Source organism: Guptibacillus hwajinpoensis, assembly GCF_020171785.1.
GTDB lineage: Bacteria > Bacillota > Bacilli > Bacillales > Guptibacillaceae > Guptibacillus > Guptibacillus sedimenti.
In genome coordinates this window covers 1-20,703 of the sequence record NZ_JAIVAE010000022.1, presented here as the reverse complement: position 1 = coordinate 20,703, position 20,703 = coordinate 1, and the positions used below count along the sequence as shown (strand labels likewise).

General features: G+C 39.8%; 27 protein-coding genes. 18 read left to right on the top strand and 9 right to left on the bottom strand.

Annotation, left to right across the window (positions count from 1 at the left end; all coding sequences use genetic code 11):
* Positions 1-99 precede the first annotated feature (99 nt).
* Positions 100-804 carry a hypothetical protein gene (locus tag LCL91_RS21520; protein ID WP_224885479.1) on the bottom strand — a complete coding sequence of 235 codons (705 nt, stop codon included), beginning with the start codon at positions 802-804 and terminating at the stop codon, positions 100-102.
* A 1,063-nt stretch (positions 805-1,867) separates the two neighbouring features.
* Between LCL91_RS21520 and LCL91_RS21515 the strand changes: the two genes are divergently transcribed.
* Entirely contained in the window at positions 1,868-2,134 is a 267-nt protein-coding gene (locus tag LCL91_RS21515) for a hypothetical protein (RefSeq protein WP_224885477.1), read from the top strand.
* A gap of 63 nt (positions 2,135-2,197) precedes the next feature.
* On the opposite strand, the gene LCL91_RS21510 is transcribed toward LCL91_RS21515, so the two are convergent.
* A complete protein-coding gene (locus tag LCL91_RS21510) occupies positions 2,198-3,148 on the bottom strand; it encodes a hypothetical protein (protein ID WP_224885475.1) in 951 nt (316 codons plus the stop codon).
* Between the two features lie 444 nt (positions 3,149-3,592).
* Here LCL91_RS21510 and LCL91_RS21505 point away from each other — a divergent pair, with 444 nt between their 5' ends.
* From LCL91_RS21505 to LCL91_RS21465, 9 genes are all read left to right on the top strand, one after another.
* On the top strand, positions 3,593-4,075 hold the full coding sequence (locus LCL91_RS21505; RefSeq protein WP_224885473.1) for a competence protein ComK: 483 nt from the start codon (positions 3,593-3,595) through the stop codon (positions 4,073-4,075).
* A 138-nt stretch (positions 4,076-4,213) separates the two neighbouring features.
* The gene (locus LCL91_RS21500; RefSeq protein ID WP_224885471.1) at positions 4,214-4,558 is read left to right on the top strand and encodes a DsrE family protein; all 345 of its coding nucleotides are present in this window, start codon (positions 4,214-4,216) and stop codon (positions 4,556-4,558) included.
* Between the two features lie 15 nt (positions 4,559-4,573).
* Positions 4,574-5,323 carry an ABC transporter ATP-binding protein gene (locus LCL91_RS21495; protein WP_224885469.1) on the top strand — a complete coding sequence of 250 codons (750 nt, stop codon included), beginning with the start codon at positions 4,574-4,576 and terminating at the stop codon, positions 5,321-5,323.
* A gap of 14 nt (positions 5,324-5,337) precedes the next feature.
* Complete coding sequence (locus LCL91_RS21490) at positions 5,338-6,327, top strand: ABC transporter substrate-binding protein (RefSeq protein ID WP_224885467.1); 990 nt, start codon at positions 5,338-5,340, stop codon at positions 6,325-6,327.
* Complete coding sequence (locus LCL91_RS21485; RefSeq protein WP_224885465.1) at positions 6,320-7,075, top strand: ABC transporter permease; 756 nt, start codon at positions 6,320-6,322, stop codon at positions 7,073-7,075. The genes LCL91_RS21490 and LCL91_RS21485 overlap by 8 nt, the downstream gene beginning before the upstream one ends.
* Positions 7,076-7,164: 89 nt before the next feature.
* Positions 7,165-8,256, top strand: a complete 1,092-nt coding sequence (locus LCL91_RS21480; protein WP_224885463.1) for a hypothetical protein — start codon at positions 7,165-7,167, stop codon at positions 8,254-8,256.
* Positions 8,257-8,392: 136 nt separating this feature from the next.
* Positions 8,393-8,572: a hypothetical protein gene (locus LCL91_RS21475; RefSeq protein ID WP_224885462.1), complete on the top strand. Its 180-nt coding sequence runs from the start codon at positions 8,393-8,395 to the stop codon at positions 8,570-8,572.
* A 39-nt stretch (positions 8,573-8,611) separates the two neighbouring features.
* On the top strand, positions 8,612-8,881 hold the full coding sequence (locus LCL91_RS21470; RefSeq protein ID WP_224885460.1) for a hypothetical protein: 270 nt from the start codon (positions 8,612-8,614) through the stop codon (positions 8,879-8,881).
* 61 nt (positions 8,882-8,942) lie between these two features.
* Complete coding sequence (locus tag LCL91_RS21465; protein WP_224885450.1) at positions 8,943-9,773, top strand: DUF2785 domain-containing protein; 831 nt, start codon at positions 8,943-8,945, stop codon at positions 9,771-9,773.
* Positions 9,774-9,800: 27 nt separating this feature from the next.
* Here the strand turns inward: LCL91_RS21465 and LCL91_RS21460 are convergent, their stop codons facing one another.
* The 3 genes from LCL91_RS21460 to LCL91_RS21450 all read right to left on the bottom strand — a co-directional run bounded on the left by LCL91_RS21460 (position 9,801) and on the right by LCL91_RS21450 (position 11,627).
* A complete protein-coding gene (locus tag LCL91_RS21460; RefSeq protein WP_224885448.1) occupies positions 9,801-10,163 on the bottom strand; it encodes a hypothetical protein in 363 nt (120 codons plus the stop codon).
* Positions 10,164-10,562: 399 nt separating this feature from the next.
* Entirely contained in the window at positions 10,563-11,096 is a 534-nt protein-coding gene (locus LCL91_RS21455) for a hypothetical protein (protein ID WP_224885446.1), read from the bottom strand.
* Between the two features lie 180 nt (positions 11,097-11,276).
* Complete coding sequence (locus LCL91_RS21450) at positions 11,277-11,627, bottom strand: hypothetical protein (protein ID WP_224885444.1); 351 nt, start codon at positions 11,625-11,627, stop codon at positions 11,277-11,279.
* A 357-nt stretch (positions 11,628-11,984) separates the two neighbouring features.
* Between LCL91_RS21450 and LCL91_RS21445 the strand changes: the two genes are divergently transcribed.
* The 3 genes from LCL91_RS21445 to LCL91_RS21435 all read left to right on the top strand — a co-directional run bounded on the left by LCL91_RS21445 (position 11,985) and on the right by LCL91_RS21435 (position 13,084).
* On the top strand, positions 11,985-12,167 hold the full coding sequence (locus tag LCL91_RS21445; RefSeq protein ID WP_224885442.1) for a hypothetical protein: 183 nt from the start codon (positions 11,985-11,987) through the stop codon (positions 12,165-12,167).
* A gap of 40 nt (positions 12,168-12,207) precedes the next feature.
* A complete protein-coding gene (locus tag LCL91_RS21440) occupies positions 12,208-12,429 on the top strand; it encodes a hypothetical protein (protein WP_224885440.1) in 222 nt (73 codons plus the stop codon).
* Positions 12,430-12,562: 133 nt separating this feature from the next.
* Entirely contained in the window at positions 12,563-13,084 is a 522-nt protein-coding gene (locus tag LCL91_RS21435) for a GNAT family N-acetyltransferase (protein ID WP_224885438.1), read from the top strand.
* Between the two features lie 48 nt (positions 13,085-13,132).
* Here LCL91_RS21435 and LCL91_RS21430 read toward each other — a convergent pair whose 3' ends face one another.
* The 3 genes from LCL91_RS21430 to LCL91_RS21420 all read right to left on the bottom strand — a co-directional run bounded on the left by LCL91_RS21430 (position 13,133) and on the right by LCL91_RS21420 (position 14,243).
* Positions 13,133-13,537: a hypothetical protein gene (locus LCL91_RS21430; RefSeq protein ID WP_224885436.1), complete on the bottom strand. Its 405-nt coding sequence runs from the start codon at positions 13,535-13,537 to the stop codon at positions 13,133-13,135.
* A gap of 62 nt (positions 13,538-13,599) precedes the next feature.
* Positions 13,600-13,896 carry a DMT family transporter gene (locus tag LCL91_RS21425; RefSeq protein WP_224885434.1) on the bottom strand — a complete coding sequence of 99 codons (297 nt, stop codon included), beginning with the start codon at positions 13,894-13,896 and terminating at the stop codon, positions 13,600-13,602.
* Positions 13,893-14,243 (bottom strand): DMT family transporter, encoded by a 351-nt coding sequence (locus LCL91_RS21420; RefSeq protein WP_224885432.1) that lies wholly within the window; start codon positions 14,241-14,243, stop codon positions 13,893-13,895. The genes LCL91_RS21425 and LCL91_RS21420 overlap by 4 nt, the downstream gene beginning before the upstream one ends.
* Positions 14,244-14,382: 139 nt before the next feature.
* Between LCL91_RS21420 and LCL91_RS21415 the strand changes: the two genes are divergently transcribed.
* On the top strand, positions 14,383-15,207 hold the full coding sequence (locus LCL91_RS21415) for a LysR family transcriptional regulator (protein ID WP_224885430.1): 825 nt from the start codon (positions 14,383-14,385) through the stop codon (positions 15,205-15,207).
* 2 nt (positions 15,208-15,209) lie between these two features.
* Here the strand turns inward: LCL91_RS21415 and LCL91_RS21410 are convergent, their stop codons facing one another.
* Positions 15,210-17,375: a PAS domain-containing protein gene (locus LCL91_RS21410; protein ID WP_224885428.1), complete on the bottom strand. Its 2,166-nt coding sequence runs from the start codon at positions 17,373-17,375 to the stop codon at positions 15,210-15,212.
* Positions 17,376-17,552: 177 nt separating this feature from the next.
* On the opposite strand from LCL91_RS21410, the gene LCL91_RS21405 reads away from it, so the two are divergent.
* The 4 genes from LCL91_RS21405 (at position 17,553) to LCL91_RS21390 (ending at position 20,684) form a co-directional block, all read left to right on the top strand.
* A complete protein-coding gene (locus tag LCL91_RS21405) occupies positions 17,553-17,915 on the top strand; it encodes a PadR family transcriptional regulator (protein WP_224885426.1) in 363 nt (120 codons plus the stop codon).
* The gene (locus tag LCL91_RS21400; protein ID WP_224885424.1) at positions 17,902-18,855 is read left to right on the top strand and encodes an HAAS signaling domain-containing protein; all 954 of its coding nucleotides are present in this window, start codon (positions 17,902-17,904) and stop codon (positions 18,853-18,855) included. The genes LCL91_RS21405 and LCL91_RS21400 overlap by 14 nt, the downstream gene beginning before the upstream one ends.
* Entirely contained in the window at positions 18,852-19,034 is a 183-nt protein-coding gene (locus LCL91_RS21395) for a hypothetical protein (protein WP_224885422.1), read from the top strand. Before LCL91_RS21400 ends, LCL91_RS21395 begins: the two co-directional genes overlap by 4 nt.
* A gap of 318 nt (positions 19,035-19,352) precedes the next feature.
* On the top strand, positions 19,353-20,684 hold the full coding sequence (locus LCL91_RS21390) for a GntP family permease (RefSeq protein WP_224885420.1): 1,332 nt from the start codon (positions 19,353-19,355) through the stop codon (positions 20,682-20,684).
* Positions 20,685-20,703 lie beyond the last annotated feature (19 nt).

Here is a 20,703-nt window from a genome sequence, read left to right as displayed (position 1 = left end):
TTAACCATATTATTGTAAAAATGGTAATAGTTTAGACTGTTGATTTTAAAAGGCATTGAGTTACGGATAGGTGAAAGCTGTATAAATACATTTTGTTGATCATTTGATTTGTCTCTTTGTAGGTGTATTAATGTCAACTAGTCTACGATTCAATTTAATAAAAAAATATTTATGTGTGAACTTCGCTGCAAAGTAAGCGAGAAAACAAGTAAAGAAGATTGATACGCATAAAAATAGGCTATGCATGGCTGTTTCGCTATCTTTTGTCGTTTGAAAAAGAACATACCCTATTCCAGAGCCTGAGGTTAACAAGGATAAGAGGCTTCCTCTCTTGTACCATTTTTCCGATTCATTTCTCTTATAGTCTATTTTGGAATACTTTTCGACTTGGTATTGAATTAAATATAAACTAATAATGATGTGCACAACTGACAAAACAACGTAATACCAAACGTTTGTAATGCCGATAAATACATAGGATACTTTAAGGCTTGTTATAAAATAACAAATCGCCCCTATGGTAGAAAAAACACTCATAAAAAGGATTGTTTCCATTTGAGTGAAACGGGGATTTTTGATTAGTAAACGAATCATCCATAAGTGAATAAACACTAATAGAGGAATGGTGATCATATAAATTAAATCATTCCTTGGATAGAGAAAAGGCAAAACGCACATATCGAGTAACACTAAGCAGAACAAACTAATTGCTGAGCGAGTACTACTAGTTGGAATAAAAGTAAGATGTTCTTTCATATAGTCTGGTAAATTTCGATATTTTTTCTTTTCAGGGATTTTGAGCATTTTTGCCTCCAGATAAGCGCTTATATTGATTTGTTAGTCACCTCCCAATAATAGAGATGACAGAAGTATTTATTTTTATTCCTAATTCTCTCTGGACTTATATGCCGAGACTAGTCTACGATTCAATTTAATAAAAAAATATTGATGAGTGAACTTCGCAGACATATATGCCAGGATCAAGGTGAATACGATCGTGACACATAAAAATAGGCTGTGCATGGCAGATTCGCTATCTTTTGTCGTTTGAAAGATGATATACCCTACTCCTGGTTAACGGTATCCATCTTCCACTGTTGTACCATTTTTCTGACTCGTCTCTTTTGTAATCTAGTTTGGAATATTTTTTGATCTGATACTGAATTAAAATAACGATAATGATAAGGTCTATCCCGGTTAACGTTATGTAATACCATACATTTGTTATCCCGATAAATACATAGGATACTTTAAGGCTTGTTATAAAATAACAAATGGCACTGATAATAGAGAACACACTCAAAAAAAGCGTCGTTTCCACACGCGTCGAGCGAGGATCCTTGATTAATAGTCTGATTGCCCATAGATGAATAAACAACAAGAGAGGGATGGTGATGATATGAATAAGGTTGATTCTTGGATAAAGTAAGGGTAAAACACACATATCCAACAGGATGAAGCAAAACATACTAACTGTCGCTCGAGTGCTATCAGGTGGAAGCATAGAGAGATGTTCTTTCATATAATCTGGTAGGTTTCGGAACTTTTTGTTGTCTGGAATTTTAAGCATGGTAGCCTCCATGGGTAAAACGAATTAATCATGTTTTTCGAATTTCTTTCTTCTGTTTTAATATAGGGATGAACGAAATCTTCTAACAGAATCTACGCATTTTTCCTAAGAAAGGTTTCATTCTACTAAAGGTTAAAATGATTATAATCGTCCTAAACGGGAACGTAGTAAAGAAGCGCAGTACCTTTTTTACACGAATGTTCATACTTTTGCCATAACAAAAACGAGATTGGCGCTGTTATAATTAGGATAGAAGTCATGAATCAGTTCACCTAGAAAAGGAAAGAAGGAAAAATGATGAGCACAGAATCGGAATCTAAACTATTGTTTTCATTGAGCATTGTGCAGTTTATCCTATCTGCGTTAATACTTTTACTTCCAGTTATGTATCTGATTACTCCTGAAGAGGAGAATTTACTACTATATGGCATTATGGGATTTGGCGTGATTAATCTACTTGCTGGTATATCAAATCGAATCAAAGGCCAGCAGCGTTCAGGCATGTTTTATTCGATTGCTGGCGTTGTGCTGTTTGCGATTGGTGTTAGTTTGCTATTGTTTTAGTTTCATGGATTATCAAAGACAGACCTACTCTCATACGAGAGTAGGTCTGTCTTTGCGTTCCGTCTATATTTCCTCACTTAGCGTAAAATTCACTCGTGCCATCATGTTGAGCGTTTCTTTTCTCACTTCTAGGTAGAGTTGCTCAAATTCAGCACGGTTTGTTACAGGATCCTCGAATTGCCCGAGCTGACCCCACATCGCTTGAACAGCTTGCATGTTTTCAAAAAGTTGAAGGTCCATTGCTGTTTGAGGTGCTGGTGGGAGCAGGGTTGGAGAACCAAGACTTTCTAGTTCTTCTAAAAGAATTGGGAGTGCTTCATGATCATAAGCCTGATTTTGTACAATAGTATCGAGATCACCAAGTGTTGGAGCGATGAGGAACGTAATCTTCGTAATGCCTCTTTCTAAATTCGTCGCTTCTTCGTAAGTACGGTAAGTTAATTCTTGACCTTGAAGTTGAGCAGGCGTTGCGCTAAGGATTAATTGGTATGCTGCATCAATCTGATCCTGATCCGTAAGCTCATAAGCTTCCTCTTCTACTATTCCGATAAACGCATCTCCGTAATTTGTGATGTTGCGAATGTTTTCATTTTTTCCGCTTACAATGGTGCGAATAGGTTTCTCATCTAAAGGGAAATAAATGCGGCCATCTTCATCCATGTATTCTTCGACAATTTCTTTTTGCGTATGTTCATATGCGATATTTCCGTCTTCTCCGTACGGTGTTTCAATGGAAACGGTTGGAATTCGTAGGAACTTCTTTTCAGTATCGGTTAGGCTATTAGGTGATGAAGGTGAATCTGGGGTGAGCGTATCTGAATTCGTTGTGGTCGTATCCTTTTTGTTTTCCTTAACGGATGATGCTTCTTCTGTGTTGTCGTTGTCGGTATTACTAGCAGTCGCAGTTTTTTCAGTAGTAGCGGCTTCTGTGCCTTCGTTTTGAGTCGCATTTTGATTGCCGTTACAGGCAGCTAATAATCCACAGGCTAATAGAGTAAGTAGGTACTTTTTCATTCGACTAACCTCACATTCGATAATGTTGTATTTCCTTTAATACCCATATAACCCAATGCTAAACAACTGGAAAGTAGTTCGACAGGAAGTTACATATATCGGGTGGTGACAGGCACCACAAGGTTTTTCTGGGTCTTATCTACTAAAAAAGTATTTGAATATTTCGGAACATTCATTATAATCAAGAATAAGGGTGGAAATATTTACAAGGTGATGAAGGCGCGGTGATAGGTCATCTTGCTGATCGTGAGAGGAGGTGATGAAAAAAATGAATAGCATACATAAAAGCCCCAGAATGTTTTGTCTTGTCGGACACATTCTGGGGCAGTTGTTGGCGTCCAAACCAACAATAGTACAAGTATACCTTTTTCTTGTACAAAGGGGAACTGCAATGGAATCGGAAAGGGATCCATTGCCAATTGAAAACAGAAGGGAAAAGGAAACATGGTCAATATCGAGGCAGAAATCATGAATGACTATGAAATTAGTAAATCAACTCGGGCGATTGAGGTGGCGAAAGAAGTTGGATATAGTTCAAGGATTTATGATCGAAGCGGGATCTACTTATCAGAAACAACGCCAGTCGATTTAATTAGGCAGGCTTGTCTTGAAGCAGGCGTCACGTATGAAGGACGAAGGAAAGCGGTCATCTATCATTTAAAGTACGAGCAGCAGACGCCGATAATTGTTTCGAATTGGAATGCAATATCGGCCTTTCCGACGGAATCACCCGAGAGCATTGATTGCTGCTGGGTATTTTATCAGCACGTTCGAGATACGTATGCGATTACGAAAAATACAACGAAGATTTTGTTTCAGGATGGCTTTGAATTAGTCGTGCCGGTTTCGAAAGGAAGACTTCAAAAACAAATGGAGCGCACGGGGCGCTGGGTGAGTCATTATTCGAATAATCCGGTTTATTGTTGATAGGATCGAGGGGGTCAGGCACGTGCCTGACCCCTTTTTTATGGAATCGAATTCAGATTACTTTAACAATGACTTATTTTGGCTTATAATCCTAGTATCCCACTAAGAATAATTATATATTGAAAGGAGATAGGTTACGTGGCAAATATAGTTGTTCAAGTTAATCAAAATGGTACGGAGTATTACCAGCGAATTTTACGAAATATGATTAATCTTAAAAAACAACTTGGAGATAGTTTGATCCAATGTGAGATTGTCGTATTTGGAGATGGAATGAACCTGTTAATTACAAAAGATGACGAGATAAAAGAGCAAATTCAAGTATTGATCGAACTCGGGTTTGAGTTTATTGCATGTCGCAATACATTGTCGAAGAAAAAATTGAATGTTGAACAGATGGTATGCAGTGTTGGATCAGCAGGATCGGGTGTGGCTCATCTTGTAACAAGACAAATGGAAGGCTGGGCTTATTTAGCTCTATAGAAAAGGAGGATCGAAATGTCGGCACTAGTACAAATTGATAATGTTTCATTTCACTATGCTAAGGATACAGCGGTACTCAAAGATATTGATTTCTCAATCGATAAAAATTCGTTTGTTACATTGCTGGGGCCGAGTGGGTGCGGGAAATCTACCCTCCTCAATTTAATTGCTGGTTTTCACCCTACATATGATGGAAGAATTGAATTTGAAGGAAAGCAGGTAAAGAAACCTTCTAAAGATCAGGGTTTTGTGTTTCAAGATTTAGCTCTATTTCCTTGGCTTTCTGTCCGCAAAAACGTCGAGTTTGGTTTAAAAATGCAGAAAGTTCCAAAAGAAAAGAGGGAAACAAAAGTAAAGAAAATGATAGAGATGGTAGGCTTATCCGACTATGATTCTTTTCCAATTTCCTCTCTTTCAGGTGGCATGAAACAGAGAGTTGCGCTAGCGCGAACGTTAGTAACAGAGCCAAACCTTCTTCTTTTGGATGAACCTTTTAGCGCCTTGGATGCTCAAACGCGTGATGTGCTTCAGGATGAACTACTTCAGCTGCATACGAAATTGAGCACCACAACCTTGCTGGTAACGCATAGTATTGACGAGGCAATTTATCTCTCGGATACGGTTATTCTTTTATCTAAAAATGGCACGATTAAAGATATCGTGAATATTGAAATAGATCGACCGAGAGAGCGCACCTCTTCTGCTTATAATTTTTATCAAAAAAAACTCTATGATTTCTTGAAAGAAGAAAGACAATCATTATGAAAAGGAGAAAAATGATGAAGAAATGGATGTTCCTTCTAACGCTCGTAACACTATTCATCTTAACTGCATGTAGCAACTCTGATAGTCAGTCAACTTCCACTAGTGAGGAGGAAGAAAACCCTGAACTGAATATTGGCTATGTATCAATTCTTGCAAATGCGCCTGGAATCGTTGCTGATAAAAATGGAGCTTTTAATGAAAAACTAAAAGCGGAAACGTATGGGTTTAACTCAGGACCGGAACTTTATCAGGCTTTAGCCTCAGGTGACTTGGATGTAGCATATGCCGGGATTCCTGCACTAGTGAACTGGTCTTCTCGTGGTCTTCCCGTTAAGGTCGTTGCGAAAGTTAGTGAAGGAAAAGTTGGCGTCGTCGTAAATGATGATTCAGGTATTTCCTCTGTCGATGAGTTGAAGGGAAAGGTACTTGCTGGTGTGAAAAGTGGCAGTGGTGTAGATATTATTACACGTGGGCTTATCTTACCTGACGCCGGGCTCACTCCTGAAGATGTCGCCATCCAGGAATTTGATCAACCAAACATTGAGCCAGCGGTGGATTCAGGACAAGCGCAAGCAGGGGTCTTGAATGAACCTTTTTTAACGTATTCGTTATTAAGAGGAAAGAAGCAGATTGCTGAGGAAAATGATCCTGCTTTAGTGGTTGTTGTATCAGAAGAGGCACTTAAAAATAAACCAGAAGCGATTAAAGCATTTATGGAAGTTCACCAATCGACGATCGACGACCTAAATGGGGATCAAGAAAAAGCAAACACCGTATTAGTGGATGTATTCAACATTGGAGAAGTAGGAGATCTCTCAGCAGAGCAAGTGATTGCGAAAGCGAGTGAAAAGATGACCTACGAGTGGCAGTTTGATAACGATGATTTTGACTATTACCAGAAGCTAGCTGATTCTGCATTTGACCTGGGGTATGTAGATAAAGAAGTTGATGTTAAGAAACTAATGGATCTTTCGGTTGTCGATGGTGTTACGAAAAGTGAATAGATGGAAAATGGGCTGGCTAGCTGTTCTGTTTGTCTTAGTGGTTTGGTCAGCTGTTTCGTTAAATTATCCTTCTTATGTTTTTCCAGGTCCGGTTGATGTTTTTAAAGAAGGAGTGAATCAGTGGGAAAAGGGAGAGCTAACAAGTCATATTGTTGTTAGTTTGAAACGGTTAGTGATTGGATTTTTCCTGTCGGCTATTATGGCTTTTCTAATCGGTATTTTAGCGGGTGCTTCTCGAAAATTCCGTGAATTTCTAACGCCGCTAGTTACATTCTTTCAAGCAACTCCTCCGATGGCGTGGGCTCCCCTACTTATTATTTTACTAGGTCTTGGAGACGCTCCGATGATTGCTGTCATCATCATCGCATCCTTTTTTCCAATTTTAATTAATGTGATGCAAGGAATGAATCATATTCCTGAGTCCCACGTTCAAGCTGCTCGATCACTGGGAGCGAAAGGTTGGAGACTTGGTTATTTTGTCTACCTCCCGGAAATTACGCCTGCAGCGATTAGCGGGATTTACGTTGGTTTTGCGATTTCATGGCGATCTCTGGTTGCTGCTGAAATGATTGGAGGTAACTCGGGAATTGGCTATTTCATAGCTTTTAATGGGCAAATTGGAAATACTTCCTCCGTTATTCTGGGAATATTACTGATTGGGTTTATGGCTTTACTGATGGATTATCTCCTTCTAAAGCCACTTCAAAAACGTTTTGCAGGATGGGCTTCGCGAAATGAAAACGAATAAAAGGAATAAAAAGGGGTCAGGCACGTGCCTGACCCCATCTTTCTGTTAAACTATAGAATAATAGGTTTTTATTGGAAGGTGGAGGGTGGATGGGCAAACGAGAAATAGCTGATAAAGAGATGTTAGCGTATTTACGATTGAGTACTCCGGAAGAAAATCAAGTTACTATCTTTTTTATGGTTGTCGTGCTAATTGATTTTATGGGTTTCTTTCCCTACCTAATAGGTCCGTTTTCGATAACGTTTTTTGTAGCTGCGCTTGTGCCAGCGATTATTATCAATTTGTGGATGATCGTTTATGTACTCGCACCTTATAAATTGGAGGCGACATTTGATCTTTTAGTTGGGGCTTTTTCAATTGTAAGTGCTTATTTATATTGGCTAGGTAGCGAGAAATTACTCTATATCAATTTGGGTATTCAGGGGATTTCTGCTTTTCTTCTCGGGCTAATTCTTCTGCTCCTTTTAGTTACGTTTTTTTATTTCTATACGCGGTATCAAATTCGTTTAGGTAAATACAAACGTAACAAACATCACCAACATCATCAAAGCGGTTTAGGTATTTTAGGATCGGTAGCGATAATTATAGGAATATCACAGCTGGGAAATTTCATGACCACGACGGAAAAAATGGATATAACTTTTACTATAGGAATCCTTTGTTTGATTTCGTGCTTTACATTGTTTTTGATTGGAAACTATCATTATTATCGTTTTATTAAAAGCAATCACCATATTATTCGTAAGGTTTACCCGGACTTTAGTAAACGAAAAAAACATAGAAGGATGCTTCGTTACTATAGTTTTGCTGTTATCAAAGAGGACAACTTAAAACGAGAAGAAATGAAGGCCATCACGGATGAATTAGGTGAATTAATCAATGTTTTTCCAGTAAAAAAAGTGACAATGGAGGATTTTGATCAGGAGCGTCTACTAGAGGTGTTTCCTGTAAAAGATTATGAGTCCTTTTGTATCGTTGTGATGCAAGACAATCAAAAGCGACTGGATGAAGAAGTGAAAAAAATGGTTAGAACAAAGCGTTGGAAGTATTTCTTTAAAGGAATCCCTACGGAAGAGTATGAAAAAGTAGAGGATCGGGTTCTCTTTGATCCGAGAAACGCTGTTTTTCAATCAGGCGATTTATCGGAAGTGAGGAGCTTTTTATTGAGTAAAGTGAGATAGAAAGGAAGCAAGGGGTCAGGCACGTACCTGACCCCTCTGCTGGTTTTAGCAAACTATTTTTCAATGAATGGAAGGTTTGAAAGAAAGAAAACTAGAAGTAGTTAGCCAATACGTATCTGACTGGAGGTGTGTTTCAATGGAAGATGCAGTGTTCTGGATTATGACAGGCGGTGGTTTGTTATCGCTTATTGCTTGGGGATGGTATTATGCGTCTCTTGGAAAACGAATTTCAAAGGAAGAAGAAAAGGCAGGGCGAGATCTGACGTATGAAATCAATCCGTTTACAGGTAGCTCACGTGGGACTAAGGATGGTTAAAGGTAAGGTAAAAATTTATTCATGCTTGAGGATATACATGTGAAGAATGAACGTAACTTTATTAGGTTAGTTTATTTAGTTGTTGGGATCATAGGGCCTGTTGTAATCGGGGCTGGTTTTTTACGGATGCAGCTCGTACTTGGTGATGAAGCCGGAGCATTTTGGATGTTAATGGGTTTTTTCTTCATCCTGTTCTATATTGAATACTTGGAAAAGAAAGCAGGATTAAGTGCTAAGTATCGGTGGACGAGAGCGATCGCATCGATGGTATTATTCGCGGGCTTCTCGTTTTATTTCTATTTAATCTGAAGTAGGGCTGCGTTTAATACGCGGCTTTTTAATGTTTTTAGCTAGAATAGGAGGAAAGCAATTGGATTTAAAACGAACTTTAGAAGAACTCAGTCGAAATGAGATTCAAGGAGGAGATCTGGATGTCCTTCTGACTCAAATGCTTCACCAGATTGGGAGTACCGACCCTGTCTTAAGGGACGATCTTATCTATACAACGTTTGGAAAGCTAGTTACAGAGGATTTTTTAACAAAGAAACAGCTTACATACCTATTAAACACATGCCTTGATGATGAACACCTTTTCTATCGTATCGGTGAAAGAGGCACTGACTCGGTTTTTACACGTTCTTTCTCGGTTCTGGTCGTTGCGCTTATTATAGAAAAAGATCGGGAAGCAGGATTTCTTTCTGAGAATCGATTTTCTGCTGTAAGGGAAGCCTGTTTTCGATATTTACGAGAAGAGCGGGATACGCGAGGGTATGTTGAGATAAAAGGTTGGGCGCATAGCATCGCACATGGAGCAGACGCCCTAACGGAAGTAATCAGGCATGCGCTTTTTGATATGGAAAAAATGGATGAATGTCTTGAAGTGATAAAGGAGTGTCTTTTTAAAGAAGCCACCACGTATGTAGATGATGAGGACGAACGACTAATGTTTGCGTTGGAGGCGCTTATGGATAGAGGGTTGAAGGAGCAGCACCTTAGTAATTGGATTGAGTTGCTCTCAACAGAGTTAGATGATCTGTTTCAGCAGAAAGGATACAGTGTTGAATTCTTTCATACAAAAGGAAATGTGCTAAGGTTTATGAAAAGCTGTTATTTCAGGTTAATTATGAAAGGGGAGTTTCTTGAAGCAAGGTATATGATTGAAAAAGTTGTGGAGAGATGGACGAGGAAGATTTATGGGTGACTGTTTAAAAAGAAACTTCCCCGTAAACTAGATTGACATCTCGTGTCCTCTTTTCCGATAGCTTCTCCTCGTCACTTCATCCCAGATAAAGAATAGAACGGAGCAAATACTTGCCCATAGAAAAAAGGCTGGTGCAACGAAAAAGGTTGCGAAGCCGAATCCTAGATGAATGAAAGCGGAAAGAACGATTCGAAAACGGCTCGTTTTCACAGAAAGGTACTCAGCCAAAATGGAGACGGGTAGTCCGTATAGTAGATTTCCAAGCAAGCTATAGAGTAAAACAACGATAAAGGACATGACGGTAATGAACGAGAATGCCTCCATACCAGCCATTGGAAGCGAAGATAAAAAGAGTCCGATTGAAAAAGTTATCGATGTAAGGAGAGCCACTTTGAGTTTCCTCATTTTATTTTGAAAAACATGTTTTCTAAAGGCAGGGAATAAAAAAGCTACCGCTAGAAGAGACAATAGCACTTTTAGAAAGGGTGCCGTCTCGGAGATCGAGATGATTAGAATAAAAAGCAAAATCGATAGATATAGTACAAAGGTGTTTTTCTTATGCATACATTCACCGTCCCTCTTTGTAGGCAAGACAAGACATATTCTTCATTGCTTTAGCGTAGTGGGGGTCAGGTACGTGCCTGACCCCTATTGTTCGTCATCTTCATCCATTTTCCACGAATAGCCGGATCTCCCCATGTAATAGAGGAAACCTGCAGAAGATAAGATTGTGAGAATGGCAATGAACAGTCCCATTTTCTACGCCTCCTTAATTCTTTGAACTGCCAACTACTCTCGCTGCTGAATAATCGAGTTCGATATTTCTACCATGTCTTCTTTTGTGAATGCAGACGCTTCCCCTGATGGAGTGAATCCAACCACTTTATATCGAGCGTTTTCGTTCTTACTTTCCCACGTCATTGTTAACAGGTGACCATCTTCAGCTTCTGAGTAGAATCCTTTCATCTCATGATCAAGCTCCTGATTTGTTTCCTCAATAGAAGAGTCGATTCCCTTCTGATCTTTAATCATCACATTCAACCGTTTTTCATCTTCTGCGTAATAAACATCGATTCCGTATGGTTCAAATTTTGTTTCTGCGACCGCTTCGACATCACTAACGTCCAATGGGATCGTCTCCATATCCGGGAAGGTAACTTCACTTCTGAATTCTTCAGGAAGTTTCTCTAGTTCTGTCTTCACCTCTGGATAATTTTCTATCAAAGCGTCTAACTGATTTTCCGTAGATGTTTCAGCTTGCCCACTACAACCAGCAAGAATGAGAATTAATCCGAATAAAACGGATGTGAATGTCAGTTTCATATGTAACGCCCCCCTCTGTTATGTACTACGAGAGCGTTGGAAAAAAGTTTCAGATTTGCGGGTGATTTTTGTTCACTAAAACTATCGATAGAGGCCGAGATCACAGCTTATAAATAAACTAAAAAGAGCGGCAAATTGTCTGCGCCGCTCTTTTCTAAAGGTGTAAAATATTCACTTGTTTTAAGCTAGCTCGCGCTCATAAACAACTTCTTTCGTTTCGATGTCGATCGCGTCTACCTTCATTTTAATAACCTCGTTAGTGTCATTCTTTTTCGCGCCCCAGAGACGGATGTAGTTCTCTGTTTTGTGATCTAGGAAATTTACTTGGACTGTTCTTACTTCTCCAATTTCCACTTCTTTATCTTCAATCCAACACTCCTGAAACACCATTGTTTCTCTCGGTTGGCTTAAAAGGTAATCTTGCATGATTTTTACATATTCAGGGAAATTAAGCTCTCCGTTTTCAATGCAAATCTCATGAAAATCATTAAAGTCCGTAATATGGTAGCTTGCTTTTGATTCGTTTGTCATTGTTTTTCCTCCTACATGTCTTGTGTGATAAAGTACTCTTTCCCCAAAAGTGAACGTTAAAAACAGGTGGAATTTCTGAGTAGCACTTAGCCAATCTGTCAAAGGAAATACAAAGCTATCCTGATAGAGAAATGAAATGGTTTTGCACTCGCATCCTTTTTTGATTCGATATGCTGAATTAAGATAGTATTGGATTTTCTTGCAATAAAAAGGGGTAGCAACAGATTATCAGGGAATGTTTTGTTGAAGACCCATAGAAAGTAGGAGGGAGCCTTCATTATTTATGAAGGAAACGATTGGAATAGTTGAAACTTTATGGGTTTTTGAACCGTATATAATAAAAAGGGAGGGATGGACATGGAAGCATTGTTTGTCATTTTTCTAGTTATTCTATTTATCGCTCTTGGGTCGGCAAAATCAAAATCATTGAATCATCGCAGCGGTGGAACGGACCATTCAAGTTACTATAGCGGAAGTCATCATAGTTCAGGTTGTGATAGCGGAGACGGAGGTAGCTGCGGAGGGGGCGGTGGTGAATAGCCTTCGTCTTCATTTTTTGTGAATGAATAGAGGTGATCCATTGCTTAAAGCATTACGCATAAGTTGCGCCATTATGACAGGCGGATTTGCGGTAGCTGTTTTAACTGGAAGCATCTTTCTATTGCCGTTGATGCTTCTTTCACTTGGTCTTTTCATGACGGTAACGGGTTTTGAGGAAATAAATCGCGGTCAAAAAAGATCAGCGAAACGAACGTTTTGCATTTCTGCCTTGATTATTTTCGCTGTATTTTTTACCTTCTAGGGCTGTTAGGAAGCGTTTCAAAAAAAGAACAAAGAACTATTGGAGCGTAAGTGGTAGAATAGAGAGAGAGTTTAATAAAAAAATACATACATAAGGTTGAGGGAAAGACTTTCCATACTGAAGGGAGCACCATGTGAAAACGGAGATTGTCCAATTAACAAAACCAACTGCTCAATTTGTGGAAGTCCTGAATCGTTGGGAAAATGATCGGGAATTGATACCGCTTATTCGCCCAAATAAAAGTCAGGAGGAATTAGATCGTCGCGAAACCATCACCCTTGAAAGGATAAGGGATCGCCTGGAATACCAGCAAATTTTCCAGATATTTGTGAATCATGACATAATCGGTGAAATGAATTACATGGTAGACCCTCCACACCTCTATAAGCAAGAATCAGGAACGGCGTGGATCGGGATTACAATTGGTGAACCTGAAGGCAGAGGCAAAGGAATTGGCTTTGAAGCGATTCAATATTTAGAAGAACACATTTACCAACAGGGCTTTAATCGGATTGAGCTTGGCGTGTTTGAGTTTAATACAAACGCGTACAAGCTGTATCAAAAGCTTGGTTATGAAGAGATTGGAAGATTAGAAGATTTCACTTACTGGAACGGAAAAATGTGGTCGGATATTCGAATGGAAAAGTATTTGTAAGGAACAGTGCTGCTTGCCAGAGTTTTGGTTGAGCAGCACTTTTTATGTTTAGGGTACAATATGAAGAGAACTTGAAAGACGATAGACGCGCTCTTTTTCAAGAGAAAGAAAGGCGTCGGTTTCGTGATGCTTATCTTTTGGATAATAGCCCAGTATTTTCAGCACTTTATCATCGTTTAGAAAAAGGACTTTGTAAGAGGGAAGATCCAGGTCGGCATTTTCAGTACTCCCAACGTCTGCTTTTTCGAGCGCGTGACGTACTTGATCGATCGTTTCTATTGAGGTGATTTCATTCATGAGTTTTCCTTCATGCTCATATTGTTCCGGAGAAGGGGACAATTCGCTCACTTTGATAACGTTGATCTGTGTGGTTTCATCAAGAAGCTGAAATTCGTCATTTTGACAGCTTAAGAGTAAGAGAAGGAATGGTAATAAGATGATGCATTTGCGCAATGGGATCACCTCGATTTAGGGTAGGGGGTCAGGTACGTGCCAGACCCCGACCTACTTAAGACCTATAATAGCACGACGCCAAGCATAATGAGCGCGATGGAGATAAATTTTCTTCTAGTCGCTTTCTCATTGAATAAGATGAGGCCCGCAATGGTTGTACCAGCAATGGAACCGCCGGACCAGATGGCGTAGGCAAGACCAACTTCGATGAATTGGACAGATAACGTTAGAAAGTAGATGCAAAGCCCAAAAAGGAAGAAAGCGGCCAAGCCTGGTATTTTCTTAGTAAACCCGGCAGAGTATTTAACTGCGATGCTTCCAATAATGGAAAACGTGAGGGCAAGAATTAGGTAGGTCATGAAACATTCCCTCCTTCTTTCCTATAGCGAGATTTCGTATTTAAGCCAATAATTCCGATTACAATCAGCTTTATGGCTAGTAATTTGATGAGCGATGTGGACTCCTGAAAGAGGAGAATGCCAGCAACGGCAATGATGACGGTACCCCCACCTGACCATAGAGCATTAATGATTCCTAGATCATGGTCTTTCGTGAGAAAAATATAAAAAAGAAGCGCAATGGCATAACTTAAAATGACGATAAGGGTAGGCCCCCAGTTACTAAAACCATCGGTGAATTTCATGAATGTTGCGCCAATCACCTCAAATATAATGGCAATTCCGAGCCATAAATAGACATTCTTCATCGTTATCCTCCTAGTATTGCTTTGATCTAGGATTAGCATAACGTGTAGAGGAGGGGGGTGGGTAATATCAAAAAATGATCTATCCATAACTTCAGGTTATAATGAAAGGAAGATTCTATAGTAAAGGAGGTTAAGCAGTATGCTCCATCAATTAACGTATTTTATTAAAATTGCTGAAGAGAGAAGCTTCACAAGTGCAGCAAAGTCACTATTCGTTTCACAACCAGCGTTAAGCAAGCAAATGAAGAAACTTGAAGAGGAGATTGGTTTTTCTCTCTTTAACCGTTCAGTAAAAGGAGTAGAGCTAACGACAAAAGGAAAGGCGTTTTACGAGGACATCAGGCCGCTTTTTTCACAAATCAATCAAACGGTTGATCGGTATAAGAAATTTGATCAGATTCGTTTTGGATCAACGCCAATGTTGAGCACATACTTTTTGCCGGGATTTTATAAAAAGCTACAATATTCCAACGTAAACGTAACGGCCATTCGTGAGGATAGTCTTGATTTAGTTCCGCTGTTAAAAGCGCATGAAATTGATGCAGCCCTTGTTCAAAATACGGCAGCAATTGAAGGGATGTATTCGACTTTTCTTTTCTCAGAACCATTTGTCGCAGCCATACCAACCTCTAAAACACGTGCGGGTAAGAACGAGATAACGCTAAACGAATGCTTCAGCTACACGCAAATTATCCCTCCTACCGGCTACCTATCCGAGCAAGTAAGAGGGCTTTTAAGTGATCATTTATTTGAAGGGGATGTGTTAGAAACACATTATCTTGGTATGGGTGGACTCGTTTCCCTTGGAATTGGGGTTGCGTATTTACCGAAAATGATGGCGGATGCGATCGAACAAAAAGGGGTCACGTTTCTTCCGCTTAAAGGAGAGCCGCTGCGTAGAGAGATGTATCTCCATACAAATAGCCCAGACCTGCTCAAGTTATTATCCCAATCTTTTACATAACTTTAATGTTGTAGAGGTAACGTAATGGTTACAACCGTCCCAACCCCTACCGTGCTATCAAAGTGAATCGTGCCATGATGTTCGTGGATGATTTTGTAACAAACAACAAGGCCTAGTCCTGTTCCTGTATCTTTATTAGAGAAAAATGGTTCGCCTAGTCGTTCCAAACGATCTTTTGGTATCCCGACTCCTTTATCGGCAATTTCAATATACAAATGGGTATCAGAGTTGCAGGTAGTGATGGAAAGAAGTCCGCCATCCGGCATCGATTCAATCCCGTTTTTGATCACATTCATCAGAACTTGTGTGATCTGGTTTTTTTCACAGTGCATCATAAGGGATGGCGTGTGAAAAGCGGTTCTGACATTCACTTTATTTAATAGAAGTTCAGGATTCATAAGGGAAACAACGTTCCGCATTAGTGCCATAATATCAATTTGTTGATATGTGACTGCTTGAGGTCTCGCGAGTGAGAGAAACTCGTTAATAATCCCTTCAATTCGATCCATTTCAGAAAGCATGAGTTCAAGAATTTCGTCGTTAATGCGATCCTTGTAGAGCTGAATAAAGCCTTTGACAGATGTTAATGGGTTGCGCACTTCATGTGCGACAGCCGCTGCTAGCTGGCCGATTGCTGAAAGTTTTTCTGAACGAAGAAGAAGTTCTTCGGTTTTTTTTCGGTCTCGAATATCTCGGGTAATGGCGGACATCGCGGTCACGTTTCCTTCGTGATCTTTGATGGGGGAGTAGGTGACGCTCACATCGATCGGTGTGCCATCTTTTTTTACTCTTACCGTTTCAAAATCAACTACCCCTTCACCAACAAGCACTGCTTTGATGATGCGGCTTGCTTCTTCTTTATTTTGATCAGGATAGATGTCTTGTAAATGAGCGATCATGTCCCTATCGTTGTATCCGTAAAGTTTCTTAAAAGCTGGATTCACCTGAATAATTTCTTTGTCCAGGTTACTAACGGAAATCGCATCGGCGTTATTCGTGAAAATGGATTCGATCAGCTCCTGACTTTCGATCAGTTCACGCTCGACTTCTGTCCGCTTTGTAATATCTCTTCCAATCGCAATAAGGTATTTCCGTTTTCCGTTGGAATGATAAGTTGGTGATTTAATGATTTCAAACGTGGCGACTTCACCACTCGCTAGTTCGAGTTCATATTCATATTCGACTTTTGTTTGTTGCTCCCAGGCTAAGCAATCCGTATTCGCGTTATTTTTTAGTAGATGATAGGCATCGATGCTGCTACAGTTTAATTCTTCGCACGTTTTCCCTTTGTATTTTCCTTCTTCAATTCCGAAAATTCGTTTTGCGTATGCATTCATTTCGATGATTTTTCCATTCTCATCTTTAAAAATAATAAACTCTGGAATGGAATCAATAAGCGAGCGTAATTGTTCTGCCTGATCGAGGGCATCAAGTTGAGCGCCTTTAAATTCAGTGATATCTTTCACAATTTTATAAGCACCGCGAAAACGTCCGTTTGTATGAATTGGGATCGTTTTAATAAGAAGATGCACGCGATTTCCGTGGACATCGCTCGCTTCAATTTCATATGGACGCTGATCACCGTGGAGTGCTAATTCAAAGTGTCTTCCGATCGTTTGAATGGTTTGCTCGTCAACCACTTCTATTGGAGCATTACGTAAGTCCTCAAGAGAATAACCGAGCATGTGATGAAGTGATCGATTGATGAGCTTCAGGTGCAGGCGTTCATCGATAAAAGCAATGCCGTCTGGGTTCTCATCAATTAATGAATGAATTTGCTGCTGAAGTTCTTTCGACTTTTCATCAAAGGGAGTTTCGATATCTTTCTGCTGGGCTTTTTTATAAATCGCCTCCTTATCTTCAATAATGATGAACGTAATCAGTTCGTCGTTAATTGGGGAAAGGCGAATCATTTCGTTTGTATGAGGGAGAGGAATGGAAATATACTCTCCCAGCTTCACGTTCAGTGCTTTATTTAAAGAGGGAGTTAGTTCGTTCTCTTTTATCCTTAATATGCTTTCATAGGATTGTATGAAATCCATCTGTTCATAGGATGAAAATCTTGAAATGGCATATTCATTACGATGGGCAATGTGACCGTTCCGATCCAAAATAAAGAGGGACAAGGGAATGGCATCGTAATGAGCAAAAAAGGAAGCTGTCATCATTAGGGGTACCCTCCACATCTCATTAGCTATTAATCTATTATAACAAATGAATAAAGGGCAGGGGGGCCAGGTTCGTACCTGACCCCCTGCCTCTTTCGCAATTATTGAGAAAATCATATTGTTATCTCACACGTAATACTGTATGATACATAGTATAAATGGTGTACGACATACAGTATGGAAGTTGGTGAAGATGTGACGCTGTTACAGTCATTAATAACGGAACTTAGAAGAGGAACGTTAACGCTTGCGGTACTAAGCCAATTACGGTCTCCTCAATATGGGTATTTACTTGTTCAGTCACTTGAAAAGTCAGGAATCTCCATTGAACAAAGCACGCTGTATCCACTTCTTCGCAGATTAGAAAAGCAGGGACTTGTGACGAGCAGTTGGGATACGACAGAAAGCAGACCACGTAAGTATTACGTTTTAAGTGAGGATGGTCGTGATATTTTTGAACAGCTAAAGGCGGAGTGGGAAAAAACGTCAAGCGAGTTAGGAACATTATTGAAAGGAGAGGAAGAGCGTGAATCTGATTGAGGTTTACATTGGAGAAGTGACGAAAAGGCTTCCTGAATCCAGTCGAGAAGACATTGCCCTTGAATTGCGCTCGACAATCGGGGATATGTTGCCAGATAGTGCAACGGAAGAAGATGTGAAAAGGGTTCTTAATGAACTTGGAAGCCCGGTACAGATGGCAAACGGATTCCGAGACTGGCCAATGTATTTAATCGGTCCACAATATTTCGAGCATTATGTTAAATTATTAAAAACTGTGATGCCAATCGCTTTGACCGTCACCTTTATCTTGTTTATGACAGCGAATGTTATCGATTACAATGGGACTGAAACGATAGGAGCTGTTTTCTTTCATTTACTTGGGGATGCCATTAGTGGTTTATGGAATACCTTCATCCAAACGCTATTCTGGATTACGCTCGTCTTTGTTGTCTTAGAGCGAACCAATTTGAAGGTGACAGGTAGTAGTCATAAATGGTCTGCAGATGAATTAACGAAAGTGACCACTCCGCCGAAGAAAAAGAAAATTTCAAAGTTTGAACTGTTTAGTGATCTTCTCTTTGCAGCGGTATGGGCGACGCTATACTTTAACGCTGAGCATTTGCTTGGCATCATCAGAAATGGCGAAATCGATGTGCCTTTCTTTAACAATGAGGTGCTGCTCTCTTATTGGCCGCTTGTTAGTCTAGCTCTTCTAACAGCGGTGTTGCTTGCGCTGTACAAAATACTTGTCGGCTATTGGACGAAACGGTTAGCCATTGCGAACACTGTTCATCATGTCTTCGCAACCGCCGTGATTGTGATCATGCTTTTAAACGATCGTCTCATTCATGACGATTTTACGAAGTTATTATCCCTGTCTGGAACGGTTCAAAATGTTTTGTTAGCAGCAATCGGACTCTTTTTTGTCATTAGTGCGGGGATTGATATGATAAAGGGATTTTGGAAAGCGAAATTGTGAGTTACCAAAAGAAGGCTGCTCCTAGAGCAGTCTTCTTTTATTATTTAGAAGTATGGGTTCCGCTATCTGAAATGAATCAAAGTGGAGAATTCAGTTATAAATACGAGACCCGAATCATTGCGAAGTCGGTTGGATCTTTTGTTGATTGGCTCGGTCTAGATCACGCGATTTTACCTTAGGAGGAAATTCAATGTCACATCTCTTTGTGAAATGATTAAAAATGGTGGTTGGATTTAAGAAAAACTATTGACTGAAAAAATAATTTTTAAAATAACATCATATTTTGTGATTATTTTTTTCGTGTGGGTAAACCTTGATATGAAAGGGTTTATGAAGAAATTTCATTCAATAAATTAATAGAATAACGATACTTCAGAAAAATTTTTTAAGCGTTTTCGTTGATTTATGAAATAATAATTCCTATAATAAAGAAAGTTGGAAGGGTTTTCAGAGATTCATTGAAAATATCCTTTATTTCAGAAGAGGTGGGAGTTATCATGGAAATTTATCTTTTAGCAATAACACTCATATCGATTGCAATTGTCATCGTAGGAGTTTCTGTTTTTCAGTGGCATGCGTTTATCGGTTTAACGGTAGCGGCTTTATTCCTAGCAGTCATGTCTGGTATGGAATGGGTCAATATTATAGGATCGTATGAAACGGGCGTTGGTGGCGTTCTCGGTCACTTAGTTGGTATTCTAGCTCTTGGTACAATTCTTGGAAAACTGTTATCTGAATCTGGAGCAGGTTTACAGATTGCGAATTTCTTTATTCGCGTTTTTGGAGAGAAGAAGCTCCCGTGGGCGATGTTTTTCTCAGGATTTATTATCGGTATCCCAGTATTCTTTGAAGTTGGTATTCTCATTTTATTACCACTTGTTATATCGATTCAAAAAGCAACGAAGAAAAACATTTTATTGATTGCGCTACCAGCCGTAGCAGGCTTGTCGATTGTGCACGGATTGATTCCGCCACATCCAGGTGCGGTTGCAGCGATTGGAATTTATGAAGCCGATCTTGGTAAGGTTCTTTTATACTCACTCATAATAGCGCTTCCAGCAGGTATTCTTGGCGGTCCGGTATTCGCGAAGTGGATTAATAAGCGCGTCGTTCCTGAAGGTGAGCCTGATTTGATCAAAGTAGAAGACCAGCGCGATCCTTCTACGCTACCTGGAACAGGCATTTCATTTACGACGATCATTATGCCTGTCTTGCTTCTTGTCTTAGGAACATTCGCACCGTTTCTACCTTTACCAGGTGATGCGGTAGGTATTTTAGAATTTATCGGTAGCCCGCTCGTAGCATTGTTACTTTCTTGTTTCTTTGCTTTCTATTTCCTTGGCTTCCGTCAGGGATTAGACAAAAAACAAATTAAAAAATACGTGGAAGAGTGTATTCTACCTGTAGGTTCTATCATCTTGATCATTGGTGCAGGTGGCGGTTTTAAACAAATCTTGATTGATAGCGGAATTGGTACGATTATCGGAAACCTTTCCCAGGATCTCTCTTTGTCACCGCTCGTTCTCGCATTTATGATTGCAGGTTTGATCCGAATTGCAACAGGATCAGCAACGGTAGCCCTTACAACAGCGGCTGGTATTGTTTCGCCGATTATCGCAACAATGTCAGGGGTAAACCTTGAATTGCTCGTTATTGTAACAGGTGCAGGTTCACTTATGTTCTCACACGTGAACGATGCTGGGTTCTGGATGGTGAAGGAATATCTAGGCTTAACGGTTAAAGAAACGTTCAAAACATGGACTGTGTTGGAAACAGTGCTTTCCTTTGCTGCTTTTGGTGGCGCTTTGATTTTGAATATGTTTGTATAAGAAGAAAGAGAGAGGGGGT

Bases quoted from the DNA above. Each gene is read 5' to 3' on its own strand.
- LCL91_RS21520 (WP_224885479.1), bottom strand. From the start codon at position 804: ATGCTCAAAATCCCTGAAAAGAAAAAATATCGAAATTTACCAGACTAT.
- LCL91_RS21515 (WP_224885477.1), top strand. From the start codon at position 1,868: ATGAGCACAGAATCGGAATCTAAACTATTGTTTTCATTGAGCATTGTG.
- LCL91_RS21510 (WP_224885475.1), bottom strand. From the start codon at position 3,148: ATGAAAAAGTACCTACTTACTCTATTAGCCTGTGGATTATTAGCTGCC.
- LCL91_RS21505 (WP_224885473.1), top strand. From the start codon at position 3,593: ATGGTCAATATCGAGGCAGAAATCATGAATGACTATGAAATTAGTAAA.
- LCL91_RS21495 (WP_224885469.1), top strand. From the start codon at position 4,574: ATGTCGGCACTAGTACAAATTGATAATGTTTCATTTCACTATGCTAAG.
- LCL91_RS21490 (WP_224885467.1), top strand. From the start codon at position 5,338: ATGAAGAAATGGATGTTCCTTCTAACGCTCGTAACACTATTCATCTTA.
- LCL91_RS21480 (WP_224885463.1), top strand. From the start codon at position 7,165: ATGGGCAAACGAGAAATAGCTGATAAAGAGATGTTAGCGTATTTACGA.
- LCL91_RS21475 (WP_224885462.1), top strand. From the start codon at position 8,393: ATGGAAGATGCAGTGTTCTGGATTATGACAGGCGGTGGTTTGTTATCG.
- LCL91_RS21455 (WP_224885446.1), bottom strand. From the start codon at position 11,096: ATGAAACTGACATTCACATCCGTTTTATTCGGATTAATTCTCATTCTT.
- LCL91_RS21450 (WP_224885444.1), bottom strand. From the start codon at position 11,627: ATGACAAACGAATCAAAAGCAAGCTACCATATTACGGACTTTAATGAT.
- LCL91_RS21445 (WP_224885442.1), top strand. From the start codon at position 11,985: ATGGAAGCATTGTTTGTCATTTTTCTAGTTATTCTATTTATCGCTCTT.
- LCL91_RS21425 (WP_224885434.1), bottom strand. From the start codon at position 13,896: ATGACCTACCTAATTCTTGCCCTCACGTTTTCCATTATTGGAAGCATC.
- LCL91_RS21420 (WP_224885432.1), bottom strand. From the start codon at position 14,243: ATGAAGAATGTCTATTTATGGCTCGGAATTGCCATTATATTTGAGGTG.
- LCL91_RS21415 (WP_224885430.1), top strand. From the start codon at position 14,383: ATGCTCCATCAATTAACGTATTTTATTAAAATTGCTGAAGAGAGAAGC.
- LCL91_RS21410 (WP_224885428.1), bottom strand. From the start codon at position 17,375: ATGATGACAGCTTCCTTTTTTGCTCATTACGATGCCATTCCCTTGTCC.
- LCL91_RS21405 (WP_224885426.1), top strand. From the start codon at position 17,553: ATGGAAGTTGGTGAAGATGTGACGCTGTTACAGTCATTAATAACGGAA.
- LCL91_RS21390 (WP_224885420.1), top strand. From the start codon at position 19,353: ATGGAAATTTATCTTTTAGCAATAACACTCATATCGATTGCAATTGTC.